20 protein-coding genes are annotated in these 17856 nt (G+C 65.5%); 8 read left to right on the top strand and 12 right to left on the bottom strand.

Annotated elements, in window-relative coordinates; translation table 11 throughout:
* Positions 1 to 51 precede the first annotated feature (51 nt).
* Positions 52 to 2613 (top strand): GcvT family protein, encoded by a 2562-nt coding sequence (locus tag QM789_RS20695; protein WP_420353727.1) that lies wholly within the window; start codon positions 52 to 54, stop codon positions 2611 to 2613.
* Positions 2614 to 3272: 659 nt separating this feature from the next.
* Here the strand turns inward: QM789_RS20695 and QM789_RS20690 are convergent.
* From QM789_RS20690 to QM789_RS20655, 8 genes are all read right to left on the bottom strand, one after another.
* A complete protein-coding gene (locus tag QM789_RS20690; protein WP_420353726.1) occupies positions 3273 to 4574 on the bottom strand; it encodes an MFS transporter in 1302 nt (433 codons plus the stop codon).
* Between the two features lie 21 nt (positions 4575 to 4595).
* The gene (locus QM789_RS20685; RefSeq protein ID WP_420353725.1) at positions 4596 to 5228 is read right to left on the bottom strand and encodes an aldolase; all 633 of its coding nucleotides are present in this window, start codon (positions 5226 to 5228) and stop codon (positions 4596 to 4598) included.
* Positions 5225 to 6193 (bottom strand): D-erythronate dehydrogenase, encoded by a 969-nt coding sequence (gene denD / locus QM789_RS20680; RefSeq protein ID WP_420353724.1) that lies wholly within the window; start codon positions 6191 to 6193, stop codon positions 5225 to 5227. The genes QM789_RS20685 and denD overlap by 4 nt, the downstream gene beginning before the upstream one ends.
* Entirely contained in the window at positions 6190 to 6984 is a 795-nt protein-coding gene (locus tag QM789_RS20675) for a DeoR family transcriptional regulator (RefSeq protein ID WP_420353723.1), read from the bottom strand. The genes denD and QM789_RS20675 overlap by 4 nt, the downstream gene beginning before the upstream one ends.
* Positions 6981 to 7763, bottom strand: a complete 783-nt coding sequence (gene otnI / locus QM789_RS20670) for a 2-oxo-tetronate isomerase (protein ID WP_420353722.1) — start codon at positions 7761 to 7763, stop codon at positions 6981 to 6983. Before otnI ends, QM789_RS20675 begins: the two co-directional genes overlap by 4 nt.
* Before the next feature lies 1 nt (position 7764).
* On the bottom strand, positions 7765 to 9018 hold the full coding sequence (gene otnK, locus QM789_RS20665; protein WP_420353721.1) for a 3-oxo-tetronate kinase: 1254 nt from the start codon (positions 9016 to 9018) through the stop codon (positions 7765 to 7767).
* A 9-nt stretch (positions 9019 to 9027) separates the two neighbouring features.
* Positions 9028 to 9918, bottom strand: a complete 891-nt coding sequence (ltnD, locus tag QM789_RS20660; protein WP_420353720.1) for an L-threonate dehydrogenase — start codon at positions 9916 to 9918, stop codon at positions 9028 to 9030.
* Positions 9919 to 10087: 169 nt separating this feature from the next.
* On the bottom strand, positions 10088 to 10534 hold the full coding sequence (locus tag QM789_RS20655; protein WP_420353719.1) for an Lrp/AsnC family transcriptional regulator: 447 nt from the start codon (positions 10532 to 10534) through the stop codon (positions 10088 to 10090).
* 94 nt (positions 10535 to 10628) lie between these two features.
* Here QM789_RS20655 and QM789_RS20650 point away from each other — a divergent pair, with 94 nt between their 5' ends.
* Positions 10629 to 10943 carry a cupin gene (locus QM789_RS20650; RefSeq protein WP_420353718.1) on the top strand — a complete coding sequence of 105 codons (315 nt, stop codon included), beginning with the start codon at positions 10629 to 10631 and terminating at the stop codon, positions 10941 to 10943.
* A gap of 32 nt (positions 10944 to 10975) precedes the next feature.
* Here the strand turns inward: QM789_RS20650 and QM789_RS20645 are convergent, their stop codons facing one another.
* Positions 10976 to 11317 carry a winged helix-turn-helix transcriptional regulator gene (locus QM789_RS20645; protein WP_420353717.1) on the bottom strand — a complete coding sequence of 114 codons (342 nt, stop codon included), beginning with the start codon at positions 11315 to 11317 and terminating at the stop codon, positions 10976 to 10978.
* A 76-nt stretch (positions 11318 to 11393) separates the two neighbouring features.
* Here QM789_RS20645 and QM789_RS20640 point away from each other — a divergent pair, with 76 nt between their 5' ends.
* Together QM789_RS20640 and QM789_RS20635 are read left to right on the top strand one after the other, a co-directional pair.
* A complete protein-coding gene (locus QM789_RS20640) occupies positions 11394 to 12047 on the top strand; it encodes an NADPH-dependent F420 reductase (protein WP_420353716.1) in 654 nt (217 codons plus the stop codon).
* A 99-nt stretch (positions 12048 to 12146) separates the two neighbouring features.
* A complete protein-coding gene (locus tag QM789_RS20635; RefSeq protein ID WP_420353715.1) occupies positions 12147 to 13151 on the top strand; it encodes a zinc-binding alcohol dehydrogenase family protein in 1005 nt (334 codons plus the stop codon).
* Positions 13152 to 13213: 62 nt separating this feature from the next.
* On the opposite strand, the gene QM789_RS20630 is transcribed toward QM789_RS20635, so the two are convergent.
* Positions 13214 to 13801: a TetR/AcrR family transcriptional regulator gene (locus QM789_RS20630; RefSeq protein WP_420353714.1), complete on the bottom strand. Its 588-nt coding sequence runs from the start codon at positions 13799 to 13801 to the stop codon at positions 13214 to 13216.
* A gap of 94 nt (positions 13802 to 13895) precedes the next feature.
* Between QM789_RS20630 and QM789_RS20625 the strand changes: the two genes are divergently transcribed.
* The 3 genes from QM789_RS20625 (at position 13896) to QM789_RS20615 (ending at position 16086) form a co-directional block, all read left to right on the top strand.
* Positions 13896 to 14678 carry an SDR family NAD(P)-dependent oxidoreductase gene (locus tag QM789_RS20625; RefSeq protein ID WP_420353713.1) on the top strand — a complete coding sequence of 261 codons (783 nt, stop codon included), beginning with the start codon at positions 13896 to 13898 and terminating at the stop codon, positions 14676 to 14678.
* 92 nt (positions 14679 to 14770) lie between these two features.
* Positions 14771 to 15124 (top strand): MerR family transcriptional regulator, encoded by a 354-nt coding sequence (locus QM789_RS20620; RefSeq protein WP_420353712.1) that lies wholly within the window; start codon positions 14771 to 14773, stop codon positions 15122 to 15124.
* A 41-nt stretch (positions 15125 to 15165) separates the two neighbouring features.
* Complete coding sequence (locus tag QM789_RS20615) at positions 15166 to 16086, top strand: NADP-dependent oxidoreductase (protein WP_420353711.1); 921 nt, start codon at positions 15166 to 15168, stop codon at positions 16084 to 16086.
* A 12-nt stretch (positions 16087 to 16098) separates the two neighbouring features.
* Here the strand turns inward: QM789_RS20615 and QM789_RS20610 are convergent, their stop codons facing one another.
* Positions 16099 to 16455 carry a MerR family transcriptional regulator gene (locus QM789_RS20610; protein ID WP_420353710.1) on the bottom strand — a complete coding sequence of 119 codons (357 nt, stop codon included), beginning with the start codon at positions 16453 to 16455 and terminating at the stop codon, positions 16099 to 16101.
* 72 nt (positions 16456 to 16527) lie between these two features.
* Here QM789_RS20610 and QM789_RS20605 point away from each other — a divergent pair, with 72 nt between their 5' ends.
* Positions 16528 to 16902: an EthD domain-containing protein gene (locus QM789_RS20605; protein ID WP_420353709.1), complete on the top strand. Its 375-nt coding sequence runs from the start codon at positions 16528 to 16530 to the stop codon at positions 16900 to 16902.
* On the opposite strand, the gene QM789_RS20600 is transcribed toward QM789_RS20605, so the two are convergent.
* Positions 16889 to 17809, bottom strand: coding sequence for a LysR family transcriptional regulator (locus tag QM789_RS20600; RefSeq protein WP_420353708.1), 921 nt, complete (start codon positions 17807 to 17809; stop codon positions 16889 to 16891). The two genes, QM789_RS20605 and QM789_RS20600, sit on opposite strands and share 14 nt — an antisense overlap.
* Positions 17810 to 17856 lie beyond the last annotated feature (47 nt).

The raw sequence follows: 17856 nt of genomic DNA, 5'->3' as shown, positions 1-17856 counted from the left end.
GCCCGTTTCGCGTTTACTCTGACGCAAACACTCGAACCAATGGGATCAGCCATGTCATCCTTTCCTGAACGCGCCGATGTCGTCATCGTGGGCCTTGGCGGCATCGTCGGCGCCTCGGTCGCCCATCACCTGATCGAGCGCGGCTGGGACAATATCGTCGGTATCGACAAATCCGGCATCCCGACCGATATCGGCTCGACGGGTCATGCCTCGGATTTCTGCTACTGCACCAGCCACGATCTGCTCAGCACCTGGACCACGCTCTACTCGGTCGATTTCTACGAAAAAATGGGCCATTACGCGCGCGTCGGCGGGCTTGAGGTGGCGCGCGTCGGCGATGATGGCCGGATGGAGGAGCTCAAGCGCCGCTGCGATTCCGGCCGCGCCTTCGGCACTCGGGTGCGGATGATTTCTCCCGCCGAGACCAAGGCGAAATTCCCGCTGCTGGAGGAAGATCAGATTCAGGGCGCGATGTGGGATCCGGATGCGGGTCTGGTCATTCCGCGTTCGCAGACCGTGGCGGGCAAGCTGGTGGATGCGGCCGAAAAGACCGGCAGGCTGCGCGCCTTCGCCAATACCCCGGCGCTGTCGCTGATTATCGAAAACGGCCGGATCAAGGGCGTGAAGACCACCCGCGGCACGATCATGGCGGATCATGTCGTGGTTTGCGCCGGGCTCTGGGGGCGGCTGATCGCGGAAATGGCGGGCGAGGATCTGCCGGTGATGCCGGTCGATCACCCGCTGACCTTCTTCGGTCCCTATGACGAATTCGCGGGCACCGGCAAGGAAATCGGCTGGCCGCTGCTGCGCGATCAGGGCAACTCCGCCTATATGCGCGACACCGGCGATCCGGCCACCACCGAAGGCGGCCAGATGGAATGGGGCTATTACTACGAAACGAACCCCCGTCTGGTGCATCCGCGCGACATTCTGGAAAAGGATCAGGCCCGACTGTCGCCTTCGCAGCGCGATCTGGTTCTGGATGACGTGATCGAACCTTTGGAAAAGGCGATTGAATTGACGCCGATCCTGGCGGATCTGGGATTCAACGAAAGCCATTCGTTCAACGGCCTGTTGCAGACCACCACCGATGGCGGGCCGTCGATGGGCGAAAGCCGCAAGCTGCGGGGCCTGTGGTATGCGGTGGCGATCTGGGTCAAGGACGCGCCGGGCATGGGCAAGCTGATCGCCGACTGGATGACCGACGGGCGCACCCATATCGACCATCACGGCATCGACTATGCGCGGTTCCAGGACTTTCAACTGACCGAGGATTTCATCTGGGGTCGCTGCACCGAAACCGCCGCCAAGATCTACAACCCGCCGGTCCACCCGCGCGAGCCCTTCGGCAATGGCCGGGGGATCCGCCGCTCGCCGTTCTACGAACGCGAAGTCGAATTGGGCGGCTATTTCATGGAATTGGGCGGTTGGGAACGGGCGCATGGCTATGCCGCCAATGAACATCTGCTGGAGAAATACGCGGCGCAGGTTCCGGTTCGCGCGGCGGAGTGGGACAATCGCCATTTCTGGCGCGTGTCCAATGCCGAGCAATTGGAGATGAGTGCGGATTGTGGCATCATCAACCTGTCGCATTTCCACATGACCGATATTTCCGGTCCGGATCATGTTGCGCTGCTGGAATATCTTTGTGCGGCGAAGATCGGCGGGGATGGCAATATCGGCAAGGGCATCTACACCCATATGCTGGATGACGAGGGCAATGTCCGCGCCGACTTTACCGTGTTCCGGATGGAGGACCGCTGCCGTCTGGTGAATGGTGCCGATGCCGGTCCGCGCGACCTGATGTATATGAAGCGGATGGCGCAGGACCGGGGGCTGGACGTCACCATCACCGATGTGACCGAGGATTTCACCACCATCGGCATTTGGGGGCCGAATGCGCGGGAGAACCTGAAAAAGGTGGTCGCGGATCCGGAAGGGCTTGAGGCCGCGAATTTCCCCTTTGCGGCGATCCGCACCATCGAGATTGCGGGCAAGAAGGTGATGGCATTCCGCATTTCCTATGTCGGCGAACAGGGGTGGGAACTGCATATGCCCTATGCCGACGGTCTGGCCGTCTGGGATGCGCTGCGCGGCGTGGGCGTAATGGCGGTGGGGGTCGAAACCTATGCCAATTCGCGGCGGCTGGAGAAATCCCTGCGCTTGCAGAACGCCGATCTGCACACGCAATACAACCTTTACGAGGCCGATCTGGCGCGCCCCAAGGTCAAGGAGGCGGATTTCCGTGGCAAGGCAAAGCATCTGGAATACCGCGCCCGCGATCATCAGCCGGCGATGCTTTGCACGCTGGTGATGACCGACAATATCGACAGCAAAGGGGTCGCCCGCTATCCGGTGAATACGATGCCGGTAATGGATCCGGAAACCGGCGAGGTTCTGGTCGATGCGCTCGGTCGCCGGTCCTATACGACGTCACAGGCGTTCGGCCCGACGATCGGCAAGAACATCATGCTGGCCTATCTGCCGTGGGACTATTGTCAGGTCGGCCGCAAGCTGAACGTCACCTATTTCGACGAAACCTATCCGGTCGAAGTGGCGGGCGTCGGCTATGCGCCGCTTTACGATCCGGAAAACCTCAAGCCGCGTAGCTGAGGCGGAACTCAAACAAACCCGGCGGTCTTCCGCCGGGTTTGCGCATTGAAGTCATTTGGGGCGCAAGCTCCGACGGAATAGCGAATCCGGGCCTGATGCAAAATCAAGGCAGCATTTTCCGATCCTCAAACAATCGCGCATTGGCCGAAGCCCGACCATGACTGCACAGATAGAACGCATTAGCCTCCGGCCTCGACCGCTGTCGAAATAACCGCCCAAGCCGGAGCCGATCCTCGGCGAAATCAGACAGGTGTTGAGAAAGACCCACGCGGCGCGGGACATTCCGTTCAGGGATGGCGTATGGATCAGCGGCGCGTCGAGAAAATCCGAAATGTCCCGATTCCTGACAAACTGCACCGTTCCCAGGGCCGGGATATGGTCGCAAAACAGCATCCGGATCGCGTCCATCTCGAATGCCGGCATCTTGAAACCGAGATTCCGTGCCGTCTCCGTAGATCTGCTATCCGCACCGCCGCAGCTATCGCGTGGCGAAGCTCGCTCCCCTATCGCCTACGACCTAGACGGCCGGTTGATCTGGGCGCGGGGTATGGCTGCCGATTCCGACCCGGCGAGGACAGGCCGAAACCGGTCCATTACCGCCGGGTGTGACGGTTTCCGGTCCGTGTCACGACCGGGAGGTGGCCCCCCGGTCGCAGGTCTTAACGGTTGACGGTCCCGGCGGGAATGCGCAGCACGATCGCCGCGCCCGCCAGCAGGAACCCCGCCAGCACATACATCCCGATCGCCGAGGAATGGGTGATGTCGCGCAGGATGCCGATCATGTAGGGACTGAGGAAGCCCGCCAGATTGGCGACCGAGTTGATCAGGGCGATGCCCGCCGCCGCGGCGCCGCCGCTCAGGATGGCGGTCGGCAGCGACCAGAACAGCGGGGCGCAGGACAGCACGCCCGCCGCCGCCAGCGACAGGAAGATGATCGAGACCGTCGTGCTCGATGCCGTCGCCGCGACGATGAAGCCCACCGCCCCGATCAGCGCGGGCACCACCAGATGCCAGCGACGCTCGCGGTGGCGGTCGGCGCTGCGGCTGAAGATCGCCATCGCGACGATCGCGCAGATGAACGGGATCGCGCCCAGCAGGCCGATCATCAGGTTGCTCTGCACGCCCGAAGCCTTGATCAGCGTCGGCATCCACAGGGTCAGGCCATATTGGCCCATGACGAAGCAGAAATAGATCAGCGCCATCACCCACAGCATCGGGATCCGGATCAACTCGCGCAGCGAGTGATGTTCGGCCTTGCCCGCGCCATCGGCCGCGATGTCGCGCGCGATCATCGCCTTCTCGTCATCGTTGAGCCATTTCGCGCCTTTCACCGAATTGTCCAGATAGAGCAGGATGATGACGCCCAGAACCAGCGCCGGGATCGCCTCGATCAGGAACATCCACTGCCAGCCCTGCCACGATCCGACGCCGTGGAACGCATCCATGATCCAGCCGGAAAGCGGGTTGCCGAAGATCCCCGCCGCCGGGCTGCCCATCTGGAACAGCGCGAACATCTTCGCGCGCCGGTGCGAGGGGAACCAGTAGGTCAGATAGAGGATCACCCCCGGGTAGAAGCCCGCCTCCGCCGCGCCGAGCAGGAAGCGCAGCACATAGAACTGCCATTCCGTCTCGACGAAGACGAAAAGCGCCGACAGGATGCCCCAGGTCACCATGATCCGGGCGATCCACAGCCGGGCGCCCAGTTTGTGCAGCAAGATGTTGCTGGGCACCTCGAAGAAGAAATAGCCGATGAAGAACAGCCCCGCGCCGAGGCCATAGACCGCCTCGCTGAAGCCCAGTTGATCCGCCATCTGGAGCTTGGCGAAGCCGACGTTCACCCGGTCCAGATAGGCGATGATATAGCCGACGAACAGGATCGGCATGATGCGGAACGCGACCTTGCGATATGTGAAATCGGCATGCGCATCCGGCACCGCCGAAGCGGTGTGCGTGGTGGTCATTCTCTCTCCCCCTTGAAAAGGTTACTTGAAGGTGCTGAGCAGCTCCTCGATCTGCTCAGGCGTCAGTTCGCGCGTGGCCTTGCCCTCCAGCATCAGGGCGAGCTTCGCGCTTTCTTCCAGTTCCTCGGCCGCATAGACGGCATCGGTGAGGGTCTTCCCCGACACGACCGAGCCATGATTGGCGAGCAGCAGCGCGCGGGCGCCGAGCGCGGCTTCATGGATGTCCTGCTCCATGGCCGGATCCCCCGGCCGGTAGTAGCGCACGACCGGCAGGTGGCGACCGACGCGCATGACGAAATAGGGCGTCAGCGGCGCGATCGGGCGCCGACCCTCGCCGAGGTCGAGGCAGCTTACCGCCGTGGCATAGGTGGAATGCAGATGCACCACCGCGCCCGCCTCGGGCCGCGCGGTCAGCACGGCGCGGTGCATGAACACCTCTTTCGACGGTTTGTCGCCGCCGACATGGGTCCAGTTCCGGTCCAGCTTACTGATCCGCTCCGCCGTCAGCCGCCCGAGCGAGGAATTCGTCGGCGTGATCAGGAAGCCGTCCTCAAGCCGGACGCTGATATTGCCCGCGCTGCCGACCGAATAGCCCCGGGCGAACAGGCTCGCCCCGAGTTCGACCAAAAGGGTGCGCAGTTCGGCTTCGGTCATGCCCCGACCCCCGGCGCGAATTCGTCGCGGTACTGGCGCACCACGGCGTCGAAATCGGCATCGGCGGTGAAACCGAGCGCGCGCGGGCGGGTCACGTCGAAGGCGCCGGGCCAGGAACACACGATGTCGATCACCCGCTGTTCCGGCTCCGCCGCGACCAGCGCGCGCACCTCGGGCCCGGCGATCCGTTCCAGACTGTCGAGCATCTCGGCCACGGTGACGGTCAGGCCCGGCAGGTTCAGCACCCGGTCCGCGCCGATGGCGTCCCCGCTCACCGCCACCGCATGCACGAGGTTCGCCACCGCCGCATCGGGCGAGGACAGCCACATCCGGGTTTCGGGCGGCACCGGGTTGTTGGAGGGGATCCCGGCGAGCGGTTCGCGGATGATGCCGCTGGCAAAGGACGAGGCCGCCGAATTCGGCTTGCCCGGGCGCACGACGATCGTCGGCAGGCGGCAGACACGGCCATCGACGAAGCCCTTGCGGGAATATTCGCACACCAGCATCTCGCCGATCGCCTTTTCCGCGCCGTAGGAGGACTGCGGCTTTAGCGCCAAGGTCTCCGGCACGACCTCCGGCATTTCGCCGCCGAACACCGCGAGCGAGGAGCTGAAGACGAAGCGCGGCACATCGCCCGTCGCCCGCGCGGCTTCGAGCAGGGCGCGGGTGCCGTCGAGGTTGACGCGCATGCCGGTGTCGAACTCGGCCTCGGACTGGCCGCTGAGCACGGCGGCCATGTGATAGACGGCGACGGTGCCCGGTGTGATCACACTGGCCGCGAAGGCCGGATTGGCGATGTCCCCCACGGCGGAGGTCACCCGCGCATCCGCGACCGGACAGGGCACCAGATCGACCGAGGTGATGGTGTCGAACTCCGGCACGCCGTTCTGCCCCCGCGCGGCCAGCAGGGCACGGATCAGGCGGCTGCCCAGGAAACCGGCGCCGCCGGTGATGACGATTTTCATTCTGGATTCTCCTCCGGCGAGACAGCGGGAACCTCGGCCAGATGCAGCGAGATCCCCCGTTCGGTGATGGTGTCATGCGCGCTTTCGGGCAGCGCGGGATCGGTGACGACCGCCGTCAGCATGTTCAGCGGCAGTGCCTGGAAGGTGGCGATCCGGCCGTATTTGCTGCTGTCGGTGACCAGCACGCGCTGGTGCGCACTTTCGGCCACGGCACGCTTGACCGCGACCTTGGTTTCGGACGGCGTGGAGACCCCGCGCGGCCCGAAGGACGAGGTGGACAGGAAGGCGATGTCGAAGTTGAACCGCCGGATCGCCTCGGCCGCGGCCTCGCCGACGCAGGACTGGTTCTCGCGCTCGACGAAGCCGCCGGTGTGCCACAGCGGGCAGGAGGTTTCCTGTGCGATGAAGGCGGCGATGACGAAATCATTGGTGACGATGGTCAGGTCTCCGCGCCCCGCCAGGCCATGCGCGACCTCAAGGATCGTCGTGCCGGCATCGAGATAGACCACCATCCCGGGCTGCACGAAGCCCGCCGCCAGCCGGCCGATCGCCCGCTTCTGCGCGTGAAACAGCGCGGCCTTGGTCAGGTGCGACGGCTCGCTGAAGATCCGTTCGGGCAGTTGCGCCCCGCCCGCGACCGAGGTCGCCCGGCCCTGCTCCTCCAGCGCGCGGATGTCGCGCCGGATCGTCATGTGCGACACGCCCAGCTGGTCGGCCAGATCGGTGATGCTGACCACCCCGCGGTTGGTCAGCGCGCGCACGATCAGGGACTGGCGCTCCGCCGGGATCATTGCCGGGACCGCCAGGGCGCGAACCAGCCGAGGCCGTCCTCGGTCACACCGCGCGGGTTGTATTCGCAGCCGATCCAGCCGTCATACCCTTCGGCATCCAGCACGGCATAAAGGTGCGGATAGTTCAGTTCGCCCTCGTCCGGCTCATGGCGTTCGGGCACCGAGGCCAGTTGCACATGGCTGAAGCGGCCCTTCATCTTCTGGATCAGCCGGGTCAGGTCGCCGTCCATGATCTGCGCATGGTAAAGGTCGAGCTGTACCTTCGCATTCGGCCGGTCCACCCGGTCCAGCAGCGCCAGCGCATCCATCTGATGGGCGATGAAATAGCCCGGCATGTTGCGGCTGTTGATCGGCTCGACCAGAACGGTGATGCCATGCGGGGCCAGACGGTCGGCGGCATGGCGGAAGTTCTCGACGAAGGTCGCCTCGCAGGCGGCGCGGTCCATCCCCCCGGTGATCCCGGACATGGCGTGCAGCGTCTTGCAGCCGAGCGCCTGCGCATAGCGCAGCGCGATGTCGATATTGGCGCGGAACTCCGCCTCGCGGCCCGGGATCGCGGCCATGCCGCGCTCACCCGCCTCCCAGTCGCCCGGCGGCATGTTGAACAGCGCGACGGTCAGCCCGTGCTTCGTTACCTCCGCCGCGACCTCTTCGGGCGTATGGGCATAGGGGAACAGAAATTCCACCGCCTCGAACCCGGCGGCGGCGGCCCGGCCGAAACGCTCGATGAAGGGCACTTCGGTGAACATCATGGACAGGTTCGCGGCAAAACGCGGCATCTCAATGGCTCCCATCGGCAACGGACTGAGCGTCGAAGAAGAAACGCTCGGCCCCAAAATTCCCGGATTTCAGCGCGAGCGCCAGCGGTTTGCCCACCGCCCGCACCCATGGCACGCCCGGCGCAATCTGCGCGCCGATGGCAAAGCCCGGAATGTCCAGCGCCTGCGTCACCGAACCCGAGGTCTCGCCCCCGGCGACGATGAAGCGCACGACGCCGCCCGCCTCCAGCCGCTGTGCGAGCAGGGCGAACAGATGCTCGATCCGTTCGCTGGCGCGCGCGGCGCCGTGGCGGTCCTGCACCTGCCGAAGCGCGTCGGGCGGCATCGTCGCATAGACCAGCGGCGCCAGCCCGCCCTGATGCGCCAGAACCCAATGCGTCAGGTCGTCGGCATAGGCCGCCGCATCGCCGGTGATGGCGCGGTCGACATCCACCGCCATCGCGGGCGCCTCGGCCCGATAGGCCGCGACCTGCGCATTCGTCATCTGCGAGCACGACCCCGAAAGCACCACCGCCGGGCCACGGACCACCGGCTCGACCGCCGCCGTCCGCCCGGTCCGCCAGTGCCGCGCCATGCCATCGGCCAGCCCGGAGCCGCCGGTGACCAGCCGCATCCCCTGCACCGCCGCCCCCATCACCTCCAGATGACGGTCGTTCAGCGCATCGAGAACGGCATAGCGCACCCCGGCCGCCCGCAGCGCGTCCAGCGCCGAGCGCACCGCCTCCACCCCCTTGTCGAGGATCCGGCTGGGCACATTGCCCGCCCGGCCACGCGACTGCGCCTCCATCACCCGCATGATATTGGCATCGGTCATTGGCGTAACGGGATGGTTCCGCATGCCGGATTCGTTCAGCGGCACGTCGTTCACGAACAGGTAGCCGTTGTAGATCGTGCGGCCATTGACCGGCAGAACCGGGCAGATCACGGTGAAATCCTCGCCAAGCGCATCGAGCAGCGCATCCGTCACCGGGCCGATATTGCCCTTCGGCGTGCTGTCGAAGGTCGAGCAGTATTTGAAGAAGACCTGCGCACAGTCCCGCGCCCGCAGCCAGTCGAGCGCGGCGAGGCTGTCGGCCACCGCCTCCGCGGGTGGGCAGGACCGGCTCTTCAGGCTGATGACGACCGCATCGGCCTCCACCGCCAGATCCGCCGCCGGAACGCCGTTGAGTTGCAGGGTCCGCAGCCCGTTGCCCTGAAGGAAACCGGCAATATCCGTCGCGCCGGTGAAATCATCTGCGATCACGCCCAGAAGCATGTGTCCTCCTCAGGGAAGCGCGATGCCCGCGAAGGTCTTGATGACCGCGGCATCGTCTTCCTTGCCATAGCCCGCGTTCGAGGCGTTGGCGAACATCGAATAGGCCGTCGTGGCCAGCGGCAGCGGAAAATTCAGCGCAAGCCCGGTTTCCGTCACCAGCCGCAGATCCTTGACGAAGATGTCCACCGCCGATTTCGGCGTATAGTCGCCATCGACGACATGTTTCATGCGGTTCTCGAACATCCAGCTGTTGCCCGCCGCATGGGTCACCACGTCATACATCGTATCGAGCGGAATCCCCGCCCGCGCGGCCAGCGCCATCGCCTCGGCCCCCACGGCGATATGCACACCCGCCAGAAGCTGGTGGATGATCTTGACCGTCGCGCCCTTGCCGATCTCCTCGCCGAGGTCATAGACCTTGCCCCCGACCGCATCGAGCACCGGCCGCAGCCTGTCGAAGGCCGCGCGGCTGCCCGCCGCCATGACCGTCATCTCGCCCGCATCGGCCTTGGCCGCGCCGCCCGAAACCGGCGCGTCCAGCACTTCGAGCCCATAGCCCGACAGCTCCGCCGCGATCTCCCGCGCATCGGCGACCGAAATCGTCGAGGAGACCATGACCGCCGTGCCGGGCTTCAGCCGGGGGGCAAGGCCGTTCGGGCCAAACAACACCGCCCGGCATTGCGCCGAATTCACAAGAAGTAACAGAACGGCATCCAGATCTTCCGGATTTTCACATACCGGCCCGGCGGCAATGGCGCCCGCAGCCCGCAGGTCCGCACAGTGTTGCGGATCAAGGTCAACGCCGAAAGTATCAAGTTTTGCGCGAATACAGGACATTGCGGCACCAAAGCCCATAGAGCCAAGGCCGATGACGCAAACCCGATATGCTGAATGCTCCATGATTCCTCCACATGAAACTTTGTGAAGTTTTGATTATGAGCCTCTCACATGTCAACATATAATCACATATATTATCACATGGTCACATCCGCGCGCTGGTCAGAACATCAGGGTTGAGGCCGCGATCCGGCCCCGCGCCCGAAAACCGAAGGGCCAATACCGGCCGGTGTCATTGTCTGCCCGGCCGCTCCGCCTCATGGTCGCCATAGCGCCGCAGCACGGCCTGACTCCGCACCGACAGGATCAGCGGCGAGCCCGTGATCCTGTCGTTCAGCACCGAAATATCCGCCATCGTCGGCACGGCCACCGAGACCAGCGCATCCACCTCTCCGGCGAGCGACATCACCGAAGCCACCCCCTCCAGCGACTGGATCCAGCGCAGGGCGGTGTCACAGGGGCGCACCGCGATCTGGACGAACAGGACGGCCTGCACCAGCCCCGGCCCGGCGATCACGGCGCGATAGCCCTGAATGATGCCTGCCCGCTCCATCGCGGCGATCCGCTCCTGAACCGCGGGCCGGGACAGGCCGATGTCGCGGCCGATCGCCGCCGCGCTCCTGCGGCCATCGGCTTCGAGCAGGGCCAGGATGCGTTTGTTGGTGCGGTCGATGTCCATGCTACTCCCGACGTTTGGCAGGCGTTTCACAGCGCTGCGCAAGGTGACCCCGGCGGGGCTTTCTGCTCTGATCGCCTCAACACAGGAGGCACGGATGCGCAAGATTTCACCGCAGGACTTTTCAGGCAGCCGGGCGTGGGAGGCAATGGAGATCGAACGGTTTTCGGGGGAAACCACCGTTCGCCTGCATTGGACCGATCAGCCCTACAAGTGGCACGTCAACGATGGGCCGGAAGTCTTTGTCGTGCTGGACGGCGCGGTCGACATGCACGCGCGCGAAAACGGGGCCGTGGTGGTTCACCGGCTGCTTCCGGGCGACATCTTTCACGCCACCGAAGGCGATGCGCATGTCGCCCACCCCATCGGCGCCGTCCGCGTTCTGGTCATCGAACGCGCGGGCAGTATCTGAGCGGTTCATCCGCGCGGGGCCCCGCCCCGCGCTCATCCCACCCTTTCGACGTGCGCCTCACCCCAGGCCTTCAGCGCGAGGATCACCGGCTCAAGGCTCCGGCCCCGCGCGGACAGGCTGTATTCCACCTTCGGCGGCACTTCCGGGTAGACCTTGCGGATCACGAAGCCGTCCGTTTCCAGTTCGCGCAACTGGTTGGTCAGCATCCGTTGCGTGATGTTCGGCAATTGGCGGCGGATTTCGTTGAAGCGCAGCGTGCCTTGCAGCAGGTGCCACAGCACCACGCCCTTCCACTTGCCACCGATCAGCGCAAGCGTCGCCTCGACCGGGCATCCGGGGCTGCAATCGAAACGGTCATGCGGCGGGCGGGGCATTGCAGTGGTATCCTTTTCGGGACTACAGATATTTTCGGACATACTAGACAATCCGCTACCGGATAGGAAGATCACCATGAAGATCGGCATCATCGGCGCAGGACATATCGGTCAGGCGCTCGCCCGGCTCGCGGTTCGCGCCGGGCATCAGGTCACGATCAGCAATTCGCGCGGCCCGGAGACGTTGACGGAACTCGGCCAGCGGATCGGCTGTGCCGTCGCCACCGCCGCACAGGCCGCGCGCTTTGGCGAGGTCGTCGTGGTCACCGTGCCCTTCACCCATCTGTTTCAGATCGACCCGGCGCCTCTGGCCGGGAAAATCATCGTGGATACCAACAATTACTATCCCGACCGCGATGGCCGGATCGCCGCGCTCGACCGGCACGAGACCACCACAAGCGCCCTGGTGGCCGCGCATTTTCCCCGGTCCCGGGTGGTGAAGGCGTTCAATGCCATCCTGGCGACGGACTTTGATACGCCCGCGCCTTTGGCGGGCCGCCGTGCCCTGCCGATTGCGGGCGATGACGCGGAGGCGAAACGTATCGTCGCGGCGCTTCAGGATCAGTTCGGCTTCGATACGCTGGACGCCGGTTCGCTGGCCGACAGTTGGCGGTTCGAGCGGGCAAAGCCCGCCTATTGCATCCCCCTGGATCGTGCCGGGCTGGCCGCCGCGCTGGCACAGGCGCAGCGCGATGTCGAATTGCCCCACGGATCCTGGCGGCGCGGCTGATCCACAGTATCCTTTTCAACACTATGTGCAATTCATGTGCGTTCTTGCGCAAAATGCGCCGCCGCGTCACCTGTTGCGAAACATCGACAGGAGACAAAGATGCGCGCCATTGGCTACAAGACCCCGCTTCCCATCACGGATGACAATTCGCTGGTGGACATCGACCTGCCGCGCCCGGCGCCTGCGGGGCGCGACCTGCTGGTTCAGATCAAGGCGATTTCCGTCAATCCGGTGGATGTGAAGGTCCGCGCGAATGTCCAGCCGGAGGGCTGGCGTGTGCTGGGCTGGGACGCCGCCGGGATCGTGGTTGAGGCCGGGCCGGAGGCCACCCTGTTCAAACCCGGCGACGAAGTGTTCTACGCGGGTTCGATCATCCGCCCCGGCAGCTATGCCGAATTCCAACTGGTGGACGAACGCATCACCGGGCACAAACCCGCGTCCCTCGGCTGGGCCGAAGCGGCGGCGCTGCCGCTGACCGCGATCACGGCATGGGAGTCGCTGTTCGACCGGCTGGACGTGAAGCGCGCCGTTCCCGGGGCCGCGCATGCGGTGCTGATCATCGGCGGGGCGGGCGGCGTCGGCTCTATCGCCATCCAGCTTGCCCGGATGGCGGGCCTGACCGTGATCGCCACCGCCTCGCGGCCGGAAACGAATGCCTGGGTCCGCGCGCTTGGCGCGGATCATGTCGTGGACCACACGCAGCCGCTGGCTCCGCAGGTCGCGGCGCTCGGCCTCGGTGCGCCGGGGTTCGTGTTCTCCACCACCCACAGCGACCATTACCTGCCGGAAATCGTGGACCTGATCGCGCCGCAAGGCCGCCTCGCACTGATCGACGACCTGCCCACCCTCGACATCACGCCGTTCAAGCGCAAAAGCGTGTCCGTGCATTGGGAGATGATGTTCACCCGCTCCATGTTCGGCACCGCCGACATGGCCGAACAGGGCGCGCTGCTGAACGAGGTCGCGCGCCTGGTCGATCAGGGCACGCTCCGCACCACGCTTACGGAAACCCTCGGCCCGATCAATGCCGCAACCCTCAAACGCGCCCATGCCTTCATCGAATCCGGCAAGGCCCGGGGCAAGATCGCGTTGGAAGGGTTCTGACGCGCGGCCACGGGCTGCAATCGGAGAGCCAGTTGCGACTGTGGCGCTGAGGCGGGCCGCTGTTAAAGGCGGGCCGCTTCCGTGCCAATCCCTTGCATCAGCGTCGCCACGATCCGGGTTGCCAACACATCGGCATCTGCATCGCCGGAAGCCTTCTCACCATGCAGCGTCTCGGCGATCAGCGCGCGGTAAACCCGCAGCGCCCAATGCAGATCAGCGTTTTCCGTAATCAGCCCGGCCGCCTGCATGCGCTCGAACAGCTTTTCGCACCGGCCCGTGACGGCGGCAAGCATTTCGGGAACCGCAGGCCCGGCCCTCTCCGCCTGCGCCATGCCATAGGACCAGGCAATCTTCGCCCGCAGGATGTTGAGGGTAAGCTGATAGAGCGCCACCATCGGCGGCGACGCCTCGGGGCGGGCATCGTCCACCGCCGCGTTGAACTGCCCGACCGACCATGCCCGAAGCGCGTCCAGCAAGGCTTCGCGGCTGGAGAAGCGGCGGTGAATGGTCGTGCGGGCGACGCCCGCCGCCTCCGCGATCTGCGCAAGACTGGCAGCGGGATCAGCGCGCAGAACACGCTCCGCCGCTTCGAGAATCGCGCGGACGGAGCGTTCCGCATCCGCCCTCAGAGGACGCGCGTTCCCTGCCATCGGTTCGGTTGCCCCCGTAAGTGGAGCATGAATGTTGCAATTAGCCATATATTCGCGTCATGTATGTGCATGATTCTTGTGTCAGGAGAGTAGTATGGACCTGTTTCTAACGGATCGGATTGCGCTGGTCACGGGGGCCAGCAAAGGGATCGGCCTTGCGATCACCCGTGCCCTGATCGCCGAAGGCGCCACGGTGATCGGCGTCGCGCGCAACATATCGCCCGAACTGGCGGAAAGCGGGGCAATGGTGCTGACCGCCGACCTCGCCACCGCCGACGGACCGGCGCGCGCCGTCCGGGCCGCAATGGAAGCGCATGGTGACATCGACATTCTGGTCAACAATGTCGGCGGCGGGGATGTCGCGGACCTCCGCAGCTTCGATCAGTTGGACGATGGCGTCTGGCAGCGGATGTTCGACGTGAATTTCCATTCCGCGGTTCGCACATGCAAGGCCGCCCTGCCGGGCCTTGTCCGGCGGCGCGGGGTCGTCATCAACATCTCTTCGATCGGTGGCCGGATGCCGCAGGCGGGGCCTACCCCCTATACGACGGCAAAAGCCGCCCTGACCGCTTATGGCAAGGCGCTGGCCGAGGAGTTTGGAAGCCAGGGGGTGCGGGCGGTAACGGTCTCGCCCGGACCGGCGCGCACGGCGATGTGGACCGATCCCCAAGGCTTTGGCGGGGCGGTTGCGGCGGCGCAGGGATTGTCCCATGCCGACCTTCTGGCCGGCCTCGCAACCGCCTCGGGCATCCAGTCTGGCCGGCTTGTCGAACCCGAGGACGTCGCCTCCCTCGTGGCCTTTCTTGCCTCGCCGCGCGCGATCAGCATGACGGGTCACGAATATATCGTCGATGGCGGCGCGATAAAGACGATCTGACCGCAGCAACGGGCAGCAACCCAGACCACGATCAATTGCAGTTCGGCATCATCACCGTTATTCTCTGACACGAATGTCAGGGAATGGCGGCAATGCGGATCGGTGAACTGTCGCGGCGGACGGGCGTCAGCATCCGTTCGCTGCGCTATTACGAGGAACAGCACCTTTTGCGCCCGGAGCGCCTGACCAGCGGCTACCGTGTTTATGGCGATGCCGATGTCGTCCGGGTGCAGCGGATTCAGGCCCTGCTGGCGGCGGGCCTGAGCACGCAGAAGATCGAACGCATCCTGCCCTGCATGATGCAGCACCGCGACGGGCTTCGGCTTTCCTGCGCCGACCTCCGCGCCGAACTGGAGGCCGAGCGGAAGGCCCTTCTGGACCGCATCGCGACGCTGCGCGCCTCGGTCACCGCGCTGAGCGCGATCATCGAGGCCAGCCCCAGATAGCGTTTGACTCTGACATTGGTGTAAGGCTGTAGCCTCGCCCCATGAGCAAACGAATCGTCTATTACGAACATGGTGGCCCCGAAGTCCTGCGATGGGAGGACGAGGCCATCCCCACCCCCGCGCCGGGACAGGTGCTGGTGCGCAACGAGATGATCGGGGTGAATCCGATCGACTGGAAACTCGTCGCCGGGTTTTTCCGGCACGATCCCGCGCCCTTTCCCGGCACGCCCGGTTGGGCCAGCACCGGGATCATCGAGGCCGTTGGCGCAGGCGCGCCCTTCACCACCGGGCAGGCCGTGATCGTGGACAGCCGCGCCCGCCTGCCGGTGACGTCGGGCAGCCGCGCGGGCACCTTCCGGCAATATCTGGCGGTCGATGCGCGGCAGATCGTCACCCGTCCGCCGGAAATCAGCATCGAACAGGCGGCGGGGCTGCCGTCCTCGGCGGTGGCGGGGTATTCCCTGGTCAATTACCTCGACATCACCGGGGACGACACGCTGCTGGTTCATGGCGCTGCGGGGGCGGTTGGTTCCGCCGCCGTGCAGGTCGCCATTGCGCGCGGTGCGCGGGTGATCGGCACGGCATCACCCGCCAACCATGACTATCTGCGGCGCTTGGGTGCCGAGCCGGTGGATTATCGGGGCGACATGATCGGCGCCATCCGCAAGCTCGGCCCGGTCACAGCCAGCGCCGATGCCGTGGGCGGGGCCGCTTCGGTGGCTGCGACGGTGGCCCTGCGGCCGGGCCGCGCCGTCACCGCATGGGGCGATGAACATTCCCGGGCGGCAGGCATCCCCTGGGTCCGGCACCCCGAGGATGAATTGCAGCAGGCCACCCACCTCGCGGCGCGCGGGTTGCTGCACGTTCGGATCGCCGAAATCCTGCCCCTGGCGGAAGCCGCCACCGCTCTCGAACGGGTCCGCGCCGGCCACAGCCCCGGCAAGATCCTGCTGCGGCCATGACGGAACCGGCCCCTACCGATGCGGTTCGCCCTCCGGCTTCACGATAGCGGCCAGAATCCTGCGGCACGTCTTCAGGTCCGCGATCTGCCGATCCAACTCATCCATCTTGGCCAGAACGCTGTCTCGCAGCGCCGGGCAGGGCTGTTCGCCCGCCCCGGGCATGGCGCATCGCAACAGACCGACGATGCTTTTCAGCCGCAACCCCGCCCCGTTCAGCAGAGCGATCCGCTCCACCACCGCAACATCCGCCTCGGAATAGTCGCGATATCCGGCCGCCGTCCGATCCGGTTTCAGCAGGCCCTCATCCTCATAGTAACGCAGCATCCGTTCACTGAGTCCTGTCCGTCGCGCCAGTTCTCCGATCTTCATGAAATGCCCTTGACCCTGACAGTGCTGTCAAGGCGTAGGCTGCGACATCGCGAAATGCAAAGGAAACAATCCATGCTGAAAATGATCTCCTGTGTCCGGCGCCTCCCCGGGCTTAGCCGCGCGGCGTTCGACATGCACTGGCGGGAAGAACACGCGGCGCTCATCCGCAAATATCAGGGCGCATTGCGCATCCGGCGCTATGTCCAGTCCGTCCCCCTGGCCGATACCGCGGTGCAGGCGGCCCTGGAGCGCGGACGCGGCACCGAGCCTGTCGACTTCGATGGCTGCGCGGAACTGTGGTGGGACGATCTCGACGCGCATCTTGCGGCAAGAACCACGCCGGAAGGCGCCGAAGCCCTGCGCCTGGTGATGGAGGATGAGCGGCGCTTCGTCGACCTGAAGCGCTCGCAGCTTTGGTATGCCACCGAAAGGCTTATCGTGTCGTAAGGGGCGGTCCCCCGATCCCGGGCACGCCCCGCATCTCCCGCGCGAGGAAATCCACCAGCAGCCGGATCCGCGCGACCCCGGCCCGTTCCGGGACGATCAGCATGTTCAGCGCCACGGGCGGCGGGGTGTAACCGGGCAGGATCACCTCCAGCCGCCCGTCGGCCAGCAGGTCGTCCACCAGCCACAGATGCGCGGGGGCGAAGCCGCGCCCGGCCAGACAGGCCTCCAGCGCGGCAAGGCCGTGATCGACGCGCAGCCGCCCGGTGACGGGCACGCGCACCACCTCCGGGCCGGTCAGCACCAGCACATCCGCCCCGGCGATATTCGACATCCGGATCGCGTCGAGCCGCGCCAGATCCCCGGGCACCTTTGGCCGCCCATGCCGCGCCAGATAGCCGGGCGCAGCAACAAGAACGCGCCGGCTCACCCCCAAAGGCCGCAGCTTCAGCGAACTGTCGGCCAGCGGGCCGAGCCGCAGCGCGATGTCCACGCCCTCCCGCACCAGGTCGATCCGTTCGTCGGTCAGGCTCAGATCGACCGAGATCCCCGGATGGCGGTCCTGAAAGGCAAAGATCAACCGCGCGACATGCCGCACGCCAAGCGCCGCCGTGCAGGACACCCGCACCGTACCCGCCGCATCGCTGCGCAGTTCCTCGCCCGCCTGCTCGACAAGCCGCAGGATCTGCACGGCATGGGCGTAGTAGCGGCGGCCCTCCTCGGTCAGCGTGACGCGCCGCGTGGTCCGGCTCAGCAGCGCGACGCCCAGGGCGCTTTCCAACTCCCGCAGATGCCGGGTGATGCTGGACTGGCCGATGTTCATCTCCCGCGCGACAGCCGAGAGGTTCCCGCGTTCGGCAACCCGGACAAAGCTGCGCATCCGTTCCAGCGTGACGTTCGATTGATCCATTTTCCGGCACTATCCTATCCGCTTTGCAAGGATACCGGATCAATCGC

The organism is Paenirhodobacter sp., assembly GCF_047600745.1.
GTDB lineage: Bacteria > Pseudomonadota > Alphaproteobacteria > Rhodobacterales > Rhodobacteraceae > Rhodobacter.
The sequence above is the reverse complement of the archived record's forward strand: the minus strand, read 5'-3'. Positions and strand labels throughout refer to the sequence as shown.